10 protein-coding genes and 1 other RNA gene are annotated in these 12,638 nt (G+C 61.4%); 4 read left to right on the top strand and 7 right to left on the bottom strand.

Annotated features, from left to right (window positions below; genetic code table 11):
• Positions 1-133: 133 nt before the first annotated feature.
• From cmk to gyrA, 7 genes are all read right to left on the bottom strand, one after another.
• Positions 134-814 (bottom strand): (d)CMP kinase, encoded by a 681-nt coding sequence (cmk, locus tag P9292_RS30290; protein ID WP_309962681.1) that lies wholly within the window; start codon positions 812-814, stop codon positions 134-136.
• A 103-nt stretch (positions 815-917) separates the two neighbouring features.
• Positions 918-2,222, bottom strand: a complete 1,305-nt coding sequence (gene aroA, locus P9292_RS30285; protein WP_309962679.1) for a 3-phosphoshikimate 1-carboxyvinyltransferase — start codon at positions 2,220-2,222, stop codon at positions 918-920.
• Between the two features lie 9 nt (positions 2,223-2,231).
• Positions 2,232-3,158: a prephenate dehydrogenase/arogenate dehydrogenase family protein gene (locus P9292_RS30280; RefSeq protein WP_309962676.1), complete on the bottom strand. Its 927-nt coding sequence runs from the start codon at positions 3,156-3,158 to the stop codon at positions 2,232-2,234.
• 82 nt (positions 3,159-3,240) lie between these two features.
• Complete coding sequence (pheA, locus tag P9292_RS30275) at positions 3,241-4,323, bottom strand: prephenate dehydratase (RefSeq protein ID WP_244825924.1); 1,083 nt, start codon at positions 4,321-4,323, stop codon at positions 3,241-3,243.
• A gap of 40 nt (positions 4,324-4,363) precedes the next feature.
• A complete protein-coding gene (serC, locus tag P9292_RS30270; RefSeq protein WP_309844035.1) occupies positions 4,364-5,446 on the bottom strand; it encodes a 3-phosphoserine/phosphohydroxythreonine transaminase in 1,083 nt (360 codons plus the stop codon).
• A 175-nt stretch (positions 5,447-5,621) separates the two neighbouring features.
• Entirely contained in the window at positions 5,622-6,236 is a 615-nt protein-coding gene (locus tag P9292_RS30265; RefSeq protein WP_244828095.1) for a DUF2059 domain-containing protein, read from the bottom strand.
• A 170-nt stretch (positions 6,237-6,406) separates the two neighbouring features.
• Positions 6,407-9,070, bottom strand: coding sequence for a DNA gyrase subunit A (gene gyrA, locus P9292_RS30260; RefSeq protein ID WP_309962673.1), 2,664 nt, complete (start codon positions 9,068-9,070; stop codon positions 6,407-6,409).
• A gap of 684 nt (positions 9,071-9,754) precedes the next feature.
• Between gyrA and ompA the strand changes: the two genes are divergently transcribed.
• From ompA to ssrA, 4 genes are all read left to right on the top strand, one after another.
• Complete coding sequence (gene ompA, locus P9292_RS30255; RefSeq protein ID WP_244825927.1) at positions 9,755-10,411, top strand: outer membrane protein OmpA; 657 nt, start codon at positions 9,755-9,757, stop codon at positions 10,409-10,411.
• A 255-nt stretch (positions 10,412-10,666) separates the two neighbouring features.
• Positions 10,667-11,365 (top strand): bifunctional 2-polyprenyl-6-hydroxyphenol methylase/3-demethylubiquinol 3-O-methyltransferase UbiG, encoded by a 699-nt coding sequence (gene ubiG, locus P9292_RS30250; protein WP_244825928.1) that lies wholly within the window; start codon positions 10,667-10,669, stop codon positions 11,363-11,365.
• 4 nt (positions 11,366-11,369) lie between these two features.
• Positions 11,370-12,128, top strand: coding sequence for a phosphoglycolate phosphatase (gene gph, locus P9292_RS30245; protein ID WP_244825929.1), 759 nt, complete (start codon positions 11,370-11,372; stop codon positions 12,126-12,128).
• Positions 12,129-12,183: 55 nt separating this feature from the next.
• Positions 12,184-12,541: a transfer-messenger RNA gene (gene ssrA / locus P9292_RS30240) on the top strand.
• Positions 12,542-12,638: the final 97 nt, after the last annotated feature.

Genomic DNA, 12,638 nt, shown 5'->3' with positions numbered 1-12,638 from the left:
AGAGCCGGAATATGGCCGGGTAAGTGCGCGAGGCGATGCGGGGTTAAGGGGTTGAAACACGCTCCGCCACATGGAAGAGCACCTTGCGTCTACAACTGACTACTGTTCTTCACAACTCGCTAAAAACGAACCGCTATACACGAACCGCGCTGTACCAACCGATGATTTGTTCCACCGTCTGATCGACCGACAAACCGGAGGTGTCCAGCGTCTTCGCGTCCACCGCGGCTTTGAGCGGTGCGGTGGCCCGGTTGGAGTCCCGGGCGTCGCGCTCACGCAAATCTCGCAGCAAGTCATCCATATTAGCAGAAAAACCTTTTTGCATCAATTGCTTATGCCGGCGCGTCGCGCGTGCTTCGACGCTTGCGGTCAGAAACACTTTCAACGTGGCATCGGGAAAGATGACGGTGCCCATGTCGCGGCCATCGGCGACCAAACCCGGACGCTTGCGGAACGCCCGCTGCCGCGCGACGAGCGCCTGCCGCACTTGCGGATGCACGGCGATCGCCGACGCGCGGTTGCCGACTTCCTCGGCGCGAATCTCGCTCGATACATCCACGCCGTCGAGCTGCGCGCAGCCCTCGCGGAAGGTGATGTGAAGCGCGCCGATGAGCTTTGCGAGCGCGGCTGCGTCGTCCGTGTCGATGTCGTAGCTCAGGCTTGCCAAGGCCGTTAGCCGATAAAGCGCGCCGCTGTCGAGCAGGTGGAAGCCGAGCGTGGCCGCGACGAGCGCCGCGACCGTGCCCTTGCCCGAAGCGGTCGGCCCGTCGATGGTGATTACTGGTGTGGGGTCGAATGGACGGGTCGGTTTCATTGCTCTCGGCCTTTCTGGCCCGTTATTACTGCTTTCGTTGAAGTCGAAATGGTCGCGTTTCATGTTGCGGCGTTCGTTGGCGTTTGAGTCTTGAGCGTCTCTTTCAGGCGTGGGCGAGCGTCGCAAAGCGATCGAAATAATCGGGGAACGTCTTGTTCACGCACTTCGGATCGTTGATGCGCACCGGCACGCCGCCCAGACTCACGAGCGAAAAACACATGGCCATGCGGTGATCGTCGTAAGTATCGATCGCGGCGTTCGGCGTGAGTTCGGCGCGTGGCGTGACGACGAGATAATCCGCGCCCTCTTCCACCGTCGCGCCGACCTTGCGCAACTCGGTTGCCATCGCGGCGATGCGGTCCGTTTCCTTCACGCGCCAGCTAGCGATATTGCGCAGCGTGGTCGTGCCGTTGGCAAAGAGCGCGGCCACGGCGATGGTCATCGCCGCGTCGGGAATCAGGTTGAAGTCCATGTCGATGGGCGCGAGTTTGCCGTCGTCGGACTCGACGCCGCGCACTTCGATCCAGTCTTCGCCCATCATCACGTTCGCGCCCATGCGATTGAGCGCGTCGGCGAAACCGACATCGCCCTGGATGCTCGCCCGGCCCACGCCTTCCACGCGCACCGGACCGCCGCCGATCGCGCCCGCCGCTAGGAAATACGACGCGGACGATGCATCGCCTTCGACCATGATCGCGCCTGGCGACCGGTAGCCCGCGCCGGCCGGCACGGTAAAGCGCGCCCAGCCGTCGCGCTCGACCTGCACGCCGAAACGCTCCATCAGCCGGATGGTGATGTCGATGTACGGCTTCGAAATCAGCTCGCCTTCGACTTCGATGGTCACCGGCGCGTCACGCCCCTCGATCACCGGAAGGCTCATCAAAAGCGCGGTCAGAAACTGACTCGATACATCGCCGCGTACGCGGATGGGTTTGTCGATGGCGATTTTCGCCGCATGAATCTTGAGCGGCGGGAAGCCGTCGTTGAGCTCGTAGTCGATTTTCGCGCCGATCTGACGCAAGCCATCGACCAGATCGCCGATTGGCCGTTCGTGCATGCGCGGCACGCCATGCACGCGATATTCGCCGCCGTTGACCGCGAGCGCCGCCGTGAGCGGCCGCACCGCCGTGCCCGCGTTGCCGAGAAACAGCTCCGCCTTCTTCGACGGAAACGCGCCGCCCGTGCCGTTCACGATGACGCGTTCGCCGTCGTTTAGAAGCGTAACGCCGAGCGTTTGCAGCGCGGCGAGCATCACGCGTGTGTCGTCGGAATCGAGCAGATTCGTGATCTGCGTTTCGCCGCTCGCGAGCGCGGCGAGCAAAAGCACGCGGTTCGAGATGCTCTTCGAGCCGGGCAGCCGCACCGTGCCGGACGCGCGGGAGAAGGGTCCGAGATCGAGATGTTCCATGGTCTTTCCTTATTTCGCGGCGGGATCGCCGGACGTCTTGATGCTGCCGCGTTCCTGCCATTCTTTTCTGGCGACACGCGAACGCGCGAACGCCGCTTCGAGCGCCGCGCCGTCCGACGCATCGATGGCCGCGCGAAACCGTGCGAGCACGGCGGCGTAATCGTCGAGTTCGGCGAGCAGCGCGGCGCGATTCGCCACGCAGATGTCGCGCCACATTTCCGGACTCGATGCCGCGATGCGCGTGAAATCGCGAAATCCGCCCGCGGCGAAAGAAAACTTCAGCTCGGCGTCGGGCGCTTCCAAAATCTGCTCGACGAGCGCGAACGAGAGCACGTGCGGCAGATGGCTCACCGACGCGAACACGCGATCATGCTGCGTCTCGCTCATGCGATGCACCGCCGCGCCGGTCGCGCGCCACATCGCGGCGATGCGGTCGACATCGGCCGGCGCGTTTTCGGCGAGCGGACAAAGCACGACGTTGCGATCCACGTAAAGGTCGGGCAAGGCGGCATCGACGCCGCTCGATTCGCGCCCGGCGATCGGATGCCCGGGCACGAACTGCGCAAGCTTTACGCCGAGCGCCGCGCGCGCCGCCGCGACGACGTCGCTCTTGGTGCTGCCTGCGTCCGTAACGATGGTCCGCGCTTCGAGCAAGGGCGCGATGCGCGCGAGCAGCGGTTCGGTCTGCGCGACGGGCGCCGCGATCAAGACGAGATCCGCGCCGTGCAACGCGCGCGCGAGCGCCGCGTCGTCGTCGAGCGCGACGGCTTCGTCGATCACGCCGAGTTCGAGCGCGCGTTCGACCGAGCGCAGCGAGCGTCCGACGCCGACCACGCGCCCTTCGATTCCCGCGCGCTCGCGCAACGCGCGCGCAAGCGATCCGCCGATCAGGCCGACGCCGAAAATAATCAGTTTATTGAAAGAGAATGCGTCCACGGAACATCGATAAGTGCGCGCCGTTCGACGCTGGAAAAATCGGCCGCTGCCCGAATCGAGCGGCGGCCCGCGAAAACTCGGGTCAACGCGCGCGCGGATAGGACCCAAGAATCTTCAGAAACGCGGCCTTGCGCCCAAGTTCATCGAGCGCGGCGGCGACGAACGCATCGTCGCGATGCCCTTCGATATCGATATAGAAGTAATACTCCCACGTGCCGGCGCGCGCGGGCCGCGATTCGAAGCGCGTCATGGAAACGCCGTGCTTTGCGAGCGGCTCCAGGAGCTTGAACATTGCGCCCGATTCATTGGTCACCGTCACGATGAGCGAAGTTTGATCGTGACCGCTCGGCCCCGTCGGTTCGCGACCGATTATCACGAAGCGCGTGCGGTTGTGCGGGTCGTCCTGAATCTGCGAATAAACGACGCCCAAGCCGTAATGCGTGGCCGCGCGGTCGCCAGCGATGGCCGCGACGGCCGGGTCGCCCACCGCGATACGCGCCGCTTCCGCGTTGCTCGACACCGCCTGCCGTTCGAGCTGCGGCGCGTTCGCGGTCAGCCAGTGCTGGCACTGCGCGAGCGCTTGCGGATGCGCATAGACGCGCTTCACGCCTTCGAGCGTGCCGGACGCGGTCAAAAGATTGTGGTGAATCGGCAGCGCGAGTTCGCCGCCAATCAAGAGCGACGTTTCCAGCAGCAAGTCCAGCGTGCGCGACACCGCGCCTTCCGCCGAATTCTCGACCGGCACGACGCCATATTGCGCGGCGCCCGCTTCGACCGAGCGAAACACTTCGTCGATGGACGGACACGCGAGGCCCTCGATCGAATGACCGAAGTATTCGAACATCGCCTGTTCGCTATACGTGCCGACCGGGCCCAGGAACGCTGAACGGATAGTCTGTTCGAGCGCGCGGCTCGCGGCCATGATCTCGCGCCAGATCGCGGCGATGTGCGCGTCGGCGAGCGGGCCGTCGCTCATTTCCTGCAGACGCGCGATGACTTGCAGTTCGCGCTCCGGCCGAAACACGGGCGCGTTGAAATGCTTCTTCACTTCGCCGACTTCGAGCGCGACGGAAGCGCGCTGATTCAAAAGCGCGATGAGTTGCGCGTCGAGCGCGTCGATGCGTTCACGCAGCGGTTTGAGTCTTGAATTGAGATCGTCGTCCATGCGGTGCTTGGGGCAGAGGCAGTTAAAGGAGCGATGAGGCTTACGCGCTGGTCCGCTCGAATTCCTTCATGTACTCGACGAGCGCTTTCACGCCCTCGACCGGCACCGCGTTGTAGATCGATGCCCGCATGCCGCCGACGGACTTGTGGCCCTTCAGTTGCAACAGACCGCGCGCCTTGGCGCCGGTCAGGAAATCGGTATTGCGCGATTCGTCGGCGAGGAAGAACGGCACGTTCATGCGCGAGCGCGCGTTCCGGTCGACCTTGTTGACGTAGAAATCGCTGGAATCGATGGTGTCGTAAAGCAACGTCGCCTTTTCGAGATTGCGCGCTTCCATGGCTTCCAGGCCGCCCTGTTTCTTCAGCCACTTGAAGACGAGGCCAGCGACGTAAATCGCGTAAGTGGGCGGCGTGTTGTACATCGAATTGTTCTCCGCGACGATCTTCCACTCAAATGCGGATGGGCAGATAGACAGCGCGCGGTCGAGCAGATCCTCGCGCACGATCACGACCGTCACGCCCGCCATGCCGATGTTCTTCTGCGCGCCGCCGAAGAGCACGCCGTATTTGGCGACGTCCATGGGACGCGAAAGAATGTGCGACGACGCGTCCGCCACGAGCGGAATGTCGCCGAGATCGGGAATTTCGAAGGCCTCGACGCCGTCGATGGTTTCGTTCGTGCACAGATGCACGTAAGCGGGATCGTCCGAAAGCTGCCACTCGCTCAACGCAGGCACGCGCGTGAAGCCCTGCTCGGTCTTGCCAGTCGCCGCGAGATGCGGCGTGCAGTACTTCTGCGCTTCCTTGAACGACTTGGTCGACCATGAACCGGTGACGACGAAATCGGCGGTCTTCTTCGTACCGAGCATGTTCATCGGCACGATGGCGTTTTCGCCAATGCCACCGCCCTGCAGAAACAATATGCGATGCGACGCCGGCACCTTAAGCAATTCTCGCAGATCGGTCAGCGCCGCTTCATGGATCGACGTGAACTCCGCGCCGCGGTGACTCATCTCCATCACGCTCATGCCGCTGCCTTGCCAATCGAGCATTTCATCGGCGGCTTGCTTCAACACTTCTTCTGGCAAGGCGGCCGGGCCGGCGGAGAAATTGAACACGCGCATCTGGAGATCCCGATTTGTCTCGTTCGACAGACGCGGAGCCTGAAACGATGAGCTGAAAAGCTCGTTGTCCGCGCCTAAAAAAGAAATGGCTGCTTGCGCTTGCGCGCAAACAGCCATTATCGCACTGTCCTGAAAACCCGCCAATGCGCGAGCCTTCCAGACTATGCCACCGTGCTTACTTGCCCGGCTTGACGCTTGCCACTTCCTGGTCGGCTTGCGTGCGCGTTGCCTTGATGGCTTGCGGCATGTACTTCTGCATCAAACCATTGACCACGTCGCGACCAACTTGGTCTTGAACCTGAATGAACTTGCGGCCCGTCGTGCTCTTGTAGAACGAGGTCAGGTCCTTGATTTCATCGGTCGTGTAGTACTTCGCGTATGCGTCGTACTGAGCTTTCATTGCGTCCTGACGGAAGCTGTCAGTTGCGAACACCTGACCTGCCGAGTCAACCAGCTTCGGCACTGCATTCTTTTGCAGCGTCGGAACGGCAGCTTGCTTCTGCTTGTCGTTCAGCGACTTGTTTTCCGACAGCGCGTCCGACAGGATTGCCGGGACGAGTTGCTTCGACTGCATTTGCGCGCTGTTGCCGATCGCGCCGACCAGCTTCTGCGCGTCGATCGCGTCGAGCAGGTCCTTGATCGCGGCTTGCTTGGCCGGATCAACCGGGGCTGCTGCGGCCGGTGCCGGAGCTGCCGCCTGGTTCGGCGCCTGGTTCTGAAGCGACTGAGCCATCGCGAAAGTCGGCACGAAAGCGGCCAGCAACATCCACTGCTTGAAACGTCCTTGCATCATTACTCCCTGTAAAAAATATCCAGTTCTGCACCGGCGACGAGCCTTCAGATTTTCGACGCTGGCTTCGCACATAACGAAGCACAGCGCCGACAACAGGCCCGAGTCGCGCAGCTTAACCAATTCAGGCTTTCAAAAGCGAATACGAGAAGCTTGCGTCACAAAAAATATCAGGCGTCTTCGCCGTTTTCATCATTTTCTGAGTCGCCCGGCGCGGCGGCGAAGCCGTTCGTGCCGGTGTCGCCCTCGTCGAGTGCTTCAGCTTCTGCTTCCACTTCGGCTTCCGCCTCCGCGATATGCTGCAGTCCCGACAACTTGGTGCCCTCGTCAAGGCTGATGAGTGTAACACCTTGAGTTGCACGCCCCATTTCGCGGATTTCGGACACGCGCGTGCGGATGAGCACGCCCGATGTCGTAATGAGCATGATCTCGCTTTCCGGCTCGACGAGCGTCGCGGCGACCACGCGGCCGTTGCGCTCGGAAGTCTGGATCGCGATCATGCCCTTCGTGCCGCGGCCATGGCGTGTGTATTCGTTGATCGGCGTGCGCTTGCCGTAGCCGTTTTCCGTCGCGGTGAGCACCGACTGGATTTCGTCGCCGGCCACGAGCATGGCGATGACCTGCTGACCGTCTTCCAGTTGCATGCCACGCACGCCGCGCGCTTCGCGGCCCATGGCGCGCACGTCGTTCTCGTCGAAACGTACCGCCTTGCCTGAATCGGAGAACAGCATGACGTCATGCGCGCCGTCGGTAATGGCCGCGCCGATGAGAAAGTCGCCGTCATCCAGACCGACCGCGATGATGCCCTTCTTGAGCGGACGGCTGAACGCTTCGAGCGGCGTCTTCTTGACGGTGCCGAGCGAAGTGGCCATGAAGACGAACTTGTCGGCCGAGAAGTCCTTGATAGGCAGCACGACGTTGATCTTCTCGCCTTCCTGCAGCGGGAACATGTTGACGATTGGCCGGCCGCGCGAATTGCGCGAGCCTTGCGGCACTTCGTAGACCTTGATCCAGTACACGCGACCGCGGTTCGAGAAGCACAGCATGTGATCGTGCGTGTTCGCGATGAAAAGCGTGTCGATCCAGTCGTCTTCCTTCATTTGCGTGGCCTGCTTGCCACGCCCGCCACGCTTTTGCGCGCGGTACTCGGAAAGCGGCTGCGACTTCACGTAGCCGGTATGCGACATGGTCACGACCATTTCCTGCGGCGTGATCAGGTCTTCGGTGTTCAGCTCGGTTGCATTCAACTCGATACGCGAACGACGCTCGTCACCGAACTCGGCGCGTACCTGGCCCAGTTCTTCGACGATGATCTGACGGATACGGTCCGGCCGCGCAAGGATGTCGAGCAAGTCGGCGATCTGCGCCATCACGTCACGATACTCGGCGACGATCTTGTCTTGTTCGAGACCCGTCAGGCGTTGCAGGCGCATCTGCAGAATTTCCTGCGCCTGAACGTCCGACAGCTTGTAGAGCCCATCTTCCTGCAGCCCGTAGGCCGGATTCAGTCCTTCCGGACGATACGCAATACGCCCGCCCGTCGCCTCAGTCTCGGTGCGCGTGAGCATTTCGCGCACGAGCGACGAATCCCACGGACGGTTCATCAACTCTTGCTTCGCCACAGGCGGAGTCGGCGCGGCCTTGATGATCGCGATGAATTCGTCGATATTCGCGAGCGCCACCGCGAGGCCTTCGAGCACGTGTCCGCGATCGCGCGCCTTGCGCAGTTCGTAGACCGTGCGCCGCGTGAGCACTTCCCGCCGATGCGACAGGAAGCATTCCAGCATTTCCTTCAGGTTCAGCAGCTTGGGCTGGCCGTCGACGAGCGCGACCAGATTCATGCCGAAAGTGTCCTGAAGCTGCGTCTGCTTATACAGATTGTTCAGAATGACTTCCGGCACTTCTCCGCGCTTGAGTTCGATCACGACACGCATGCCGCTCTTGTCGGACTCGTCGCGAATGTCGGAGATGCCCTCGATCTTTTTCTCGTTGACGAGTTCGGCGATGCGCTCGAGCAGCGTGCGCTTGTTCACCTGATACGGAATCTCGTCGACGATGATGGCCATGCGCTGGCCGCGATCGATCTCTTCGAAGTGCGTGGTCGCACGCATGACGACGCGACCGCGCCCCGTGCGATAACCGTCGCGCACGCCCGCGACGCCGTAGATGATGCCGGCCGTCGGGAAATCCGGCGCCGGCACGATCTCGATGAGTTCGTCGACCGTCGCCTCAGGCGTGGTGAGCAGATGCAGACAGGCGTCGACGATTTCGCGCAAATTGTGCGGCGGAATGTTCGTCGCCATGCCGACCGCGATACCGGCCGAGCCGTTGATCAGCAGATTCGGGATGCGCGCCGGAAGTACGAGCGGCTCGCTTTCGCTGCCGTCGTAGTTCGGGCCAAAGTCGACGGTTTCCTTGTCGATGTCGGCCAGCAGTTCGTGACCGATCTTCGCCATGCGGATTTCGGTGTAACGCATGGCGGCGGCGTTGTCGCCGTCGACCGAACCGAAGTTGCCCTGGCCGTCCACCAGCATGTAGCGCAGCGAAAACGGCTGAGCCATGCGAACGATCGTCTCGTACACCGATGCGTCGCCGTGCGGATGGTACTTACCGATCACGTCGCCGACGATACGCGCCGACTTTTTATACGCGCGATTCCAGTCGTTGTTCAGCTCGTGCATGGAATACAGCGCGCGACGGTGTACGGGCTTCAGTCCATCGCGGACATCGGGAAGCGCTCGCCCGACGATCACGCTCATCGCGTAATCGAGATATGAGCGGCGCATTTCCTCCTCTAGGGAGATTGGCAGAGTCTCTTTGGCGAATTGATCCATTATCCGTGTCTTGAACTGTGCAGCAGCGACACAGCAGCGCGATCCGACGATTCGAAAACATTACCTCGAGTTTCGCCCTCGCCCGCCGGCCGCGCGACCCGCGCCGGCCAGGCGCGTAAGCCATACGCTGCGGCGCTGCGAACGCAGCGCATCCAAAGATTCTAACATGCGCGACATCCGCGTCCGGAGGCTCGGCGTATACATAGTGTATGGGACGCTCAACCGCCGTTCCCGACCTTGAGGAACGAGGGATAGATGCACTTGTTCCAATTACTTACAAAAACCAGGGAACGTTTCACTGATTTCGTCACTTAGGCGGGCTATGATGCCGCCTCGTCGTTTTGCCAAAGCAGTACAAACCCGACGATAAAGATACGCAGATATTGGCTCGCGGGCACATAAAGTGCGCACGTTTCGCGCCTTCCGCGGCCAAGACCGGCTCCTGTCCCTTTCTTGTTGCGCATGCACCACATAAGGTTGCGGGCGCAGAGGGTGCGGGGATATTTTTATCGTTGCAAGGGAACGATATGGCAAAATGCCAACGCACAAAGTTAGACACTGCTCGAAGTCTACACAGCCGCGTTTTGTTCCGTAGGGAATGTTATACTCCGAGCAATGTATGACTTGTCTTTGTCTACAGGCTCGCAGTAAACCTGCGGTAATCTCAATTTCGAGAGGAGAAATATGAATAAACTTTCAAAGCTCGCGTTCATTGCAGCTACCGCAGTTATGGCTGCATCGGCCTCGGCGCAATCGGTGCCGGCCTCGCGACAAGCCGTGAACGACAACTGGGTGAACGGCACGGGCGAGTATGTGTGGATGAACGGCACGAACGAACTCTGCTGGCGCGACGCATTCTGGACCCCGGCCACGGCCAACGCGAAGTGCGATGGCGCTCTGGTCGCAGTCGCGCCGACGCCGCCCGCACCGGTCGCTCCGCCGCCCCCGGTTATCCAAAGCCAGAAGGTCACCTATCAAGCTGACGCTCTGTTCGACTTCGACAAGGCAGTTTTGAAGCCGGCTGGCAAGACCGCGCTTGACGATCTCGCATCGAAGATCGGCGCGCTGAACCTGGAAGTCGTGGTCGCTACCGGCTACACCGACCGCATTGGTTCGGACAAGTACAACGACCGTCTGTCGCTGCGCCGTGCGCAAGCTGTCAAGGCTTACCTGGTCAGCAAGGGCATCGAAGCCAACCGTATCTATACGGAAGGCAAGGGCAAGCGCAACCCGGTCACCACGGGCTGCAACCAGAAGAACCGCAAGCAACTCATCGCCTGCCTCGCACCGGATCGTCGCGTGGAAGTCGAAGTTGTCGGCACGACGCGTCAGCCGCAGTAATTGCGCTGATTGCCGCAGGATCGAACCCCCGCTTCGGCGGGGGTTTTTTTATGCCTGCGATTTTCGTGAATCTCCGTGAGATGCGCGCATCGAATAAAGCGCAATGACCGTGGCCCCGGCGCAGGCGGCCTCGAAGGCTGTGGCACGGAACGAGCGAGTTGTCGGCGACGCGTCACTTCAGCTTTTTGCCGCCCTTTTCCCGCGCCTATATACTCGATCCTTAACGATTCACGACTTAGAAGGGCAATTGAGAATATGACCAACGTCGATCCCCACGAACTGCAGAAATTTAGCGAGCTTGCGCATCGCTGGTGGGACCCGAACGCCGAGTTCAAACCGCTTCACGAATTGAACCCGGTGCGGCTCGACTGGATCGATGCGCACGCGCATCTGATGAGCAAGCAGGTGCTCGACATCGGCTGCGGCGGCGGCATTTTGTCGGAATCGATGGCGGCGCGTGGCGCGAAGGTCAAGGGCATCGACTTGTCGTCGAGTGCGCTTGGCGTCGCGGATCTGCATAGTCTGGAAAGCGGCGTGGAGGTGGCGTACGAGGAGATCGCAGCCGAAGCGCTGGCCGCGCGCGAACCCGCTTCCTACGACGTCGTGACCTGCATGGAAATGCTCGAGCACGTGCCGAATCCGGCGGGCACCGTTGCCGCGTGCGCCGCGCTGGTCAAGCCAGGCGGCTGGGTCTTCTTCTCTACGCTGAATCGCAACGCGAAGGCGTATATGTTCGCCGTGATCGGCGCGGAGTACATCGCGCGCATGTTGCCACGCGGCACGCATGACTACGCGCGCTTCATCAAGCCGTCCGAACTCGCTACCTTCGCGCGCACGGCGTCGCTCTTGCCGGTCGACATCAAAGGCATCACCTACCGTCCGTTCTCGCGCCACTTCGGGCTGTCTACTGACACGAGCATCAACTACATGATGGCCTGCCGCCGGGAAGCCTGACGCCATGACCCAAGAAGACCAGAACGGTGTTGTCCAGACGACGCCCCTGCCTGACGATCCCACCCCGCTGCCCCAGCGCGCCGCCGAGGGCGATTCGCTCGGGCTTTGCCAGGCCGTACTGTTCGATCTCGACGGCACCATCGCCGATACTGCGCCCGATCTCGTCGCGGCCGTCAACAAGATGCGGCACGATCGCGGACTCGAAATGCGCCCCCTCGAAACCCTGCGGCCTTACGCATCGGCGGGTGCGCGCGGGTTGTTGGGCGGCGCGTTCGAGATCAGCCCCGAGCATCCCGATTTCGCGGCGATGCGCGATGAGTTTCTCGCCAACTACGAAGCGGATTTGTGTATCGAAACGACGCTGTTTCCCGGCATCACCGAGTTGCTCGATCAGCTCGATGCACGCGGCGTGCGCTGGGGCATCGTGACAAACAAGGTGACGCGCTTCGCCGAACCGCTCGTCGCCCTGCTCGGACTGGATAAGCGGGCCGGTTGTCTCGTTTGTGGCGATACGACGGCGCATTCGAAGCCGCATCCCGCGCCGCTTCTGCACGCGGCCGAATTACTGGATGTGGCGCCGGAGCGAATCGTCTATGTCGGCGACGACTTGCGCGACGTTCAGGCAGGCTTTGCAGCCGGCATGATCACCGTGGCGGCGGCCTATGGCTATTGCGGCGACGACATTCCGCCGCACCGCTGGCACGCGACTCACGTAGTGGACACGCCAGAAGAACTGCAGCAATTGCTGCGCGATATCGCTTGAAAGTGGCCGCGGTTCGCCTCACATGGCTTTTCATGGGATAATCCCCGTTCTGCTTGGGGGCGACCTGGTTTCGACAGGGGTTGCGAAGCGGTCAGGGCATACCGAGGACCCGTCACCTCGTTAATCAATGGGAAAAACGTAACTGCAAACGACGAAACGTTCGCACTGGCAGCCTAAGGGCCGCCGTCCTCTCACTAACTTACTGACGGGTTAGGGTAGCAATACCACGAGAGGTCATATACGTCAGTTAAGCTTTGTCGGCGTCACGACGCCAAAGTCGAAAATTTAGTGAATCGCTGTAGCGAAGCGTGTTCGTCCGCGTTGCTACGGTTAAATCAAAAGATAGAACTAAGTATGTAGAACTGTTCGTAGAGTGCTTCTGGACGCGGGTTCGATTCCCGCCGCCTCCACCACCCCATTTGAAACCCGCGCATGCGAAAGCACCGCGGGTTTTTTCTTGCCACGGCTCGCCAACCCGCGCGAATAAGCGCATCCGCGAAACCAGTAGCC

The sequence above is a fragment of the Caballeronia sp. LZ001 genome, assembly GCF_031450875.1.
Classification (GTDB): Bacteria; Pseudomonadota; Gammaproteobacteria; order Burkholderiales; family Burkholderiaceae; genus Caballeronia.
Note: the sequence above shows the minus strand (reverse complement) of the source record. Positions and strands in the feature narration are given on the sequence as shown.

Coding starts and splice junctions, on each gene's coding strand:
- serC (WP_309844035.1), bottom strand. CDS start 5,446: ATGCGCGTGTTCAATTTCTCCGCCGGCCCGGCCGCCTTGCCAGAAGAA.
- aroA (WP_309962679.1), bottom strand. CDS start 2,222: ATGGAACATCTCGATCTCGGACCCTTCTCCCGCGCGTCCGGCACGGTG.
- pheA (WP_244825924.1), bottom strand. CDS start 4,323: ATGGACGACGATCTCAATTCAAGACTCAAACCGCTGCGTGAACGCATC.
- ubiG (WP_244825928.1), top strand. CDS start 10,667: ATGACCAACGTCGATCCCCACGAACTGCAGAAATTTAGCGAGCTTGCG.
- ompA (WP_244825927.1), top strand. CDS start 9,755: ATGAATAAACTTTCAAAGCTCGCGTTCATTGCAGCTACCGCAGTTATG.
- cmk (WP_309962681.1), bottom strand. CDS start 814: ATGAAACCGACCCGTCCATTCGACCCCACACCAGTAATCACCATCGAC.
- gyrA (WP_309962673.1), bottom strand. CDS start 9,070: ATGGATCAATTCGCCAAAGAGACTCTGCCAATCTCCCTAGAGGAGGAA.
- P9292_RS30265 (WP_244828095.1), bottom strand. CDS start 6,236: ATGCAAGGACGTTTCAAGCAGTGGATGTTGCTGGCCGCTTTCGTGCCG.
- gph (WP_244825929.1), top strand. CDS start 11,370: ATGACCCAAGAAGACCAGAACGGTGTTGTCCAGACGACGCCCCTGCCT.